Genomic DNA, 807 nt, shown 5'->3' on the forward strand with positions numbered 1-807 from the left:
CCTGCCCGGCCGTACCGAACACACCCGCAGCCGAAGAGAACACCACAAAGGCCGTCAGATCAAGGTCCCTGGTGAGTTCGTGCAGATACCAGGCAGCATCCACCTTCGGCCGCAGCACCCCCTCGAGTCGCTCAGGCGTCAACGACTCCACGACACCGTCATCGAGCACACCGGCCGCATGCACGACCGACCGCACCGGATACCGCTCAAGCAACTCCCCCACCGCACCACGATCAGCAACATCACAAGCCACCACCGACACCCGCGCCCCAGCCGCCTCCAAAACCGCGACCTCCGCCGCATCAGCAACACCCCTGCGACCGACCAACACCAACTCATCCACACCATGCACCTCGACCAGATGACGCGCAATCACCCGACCAAGACCACCCGTACCACCCGTGACCAGCACCGGCCCCTCAAGCCGCACAAACTCGGACGCCACCTCCGCACGGACCAGACGCGCCGCCGACACCTCACCACCACGAACCCTCAGCTGCGACTCCTCCCCACCCAACACACCAACGGGCACATCACCATCGGTATCGACCAGCACGAACCGCCCCGGATACTCCGACTGCGCCGAACGCACCAACCCCCACACCACCGACGCCGCCACATCACCCGCACGCGTCACAAAGACAAGACGCTCAGCACGATCCTCCGCAACCCACCGCTGCACCAAAGCAAGCACCCGAACCGCCAGCGCATGCGCCGACCCCACAACCCCACCCTCACCCACACAATGCTCAACCACCACATCCGCACCAGCAAGATCAGGCACCGCAACCCGCACCCAATCCAGAC

The 807-nt window shown here is 64.9% G+C and carries 1 protein-coding gene; it reads right to left on the bottom strand.

The genetic code is table 11. The features are described 5' to 3' along the window. A partial coding sequence (locus SCWH03_RS28260; RefSeq protein ID WP_503827455.1) for an SDR family NAD(P)-dependent oxidoreductase occupies nt 1–796 on the bottom strand: 796 nt, incomplete at its 3' end. Between the last annotated feature and the right edge of the window lie 11 nt (nt 797–807).

Source organism: Streptomyces pacificus, from assembly GCF_011766325.1.
In the GTDB taxonomy this organism is placed as follows: domain Bacteria; phylum Actinomycetota; class Actinomycetes; order Streptomycetales; family Streptomycetaceae; genus Streptomyces; species Streptomyces pacificus.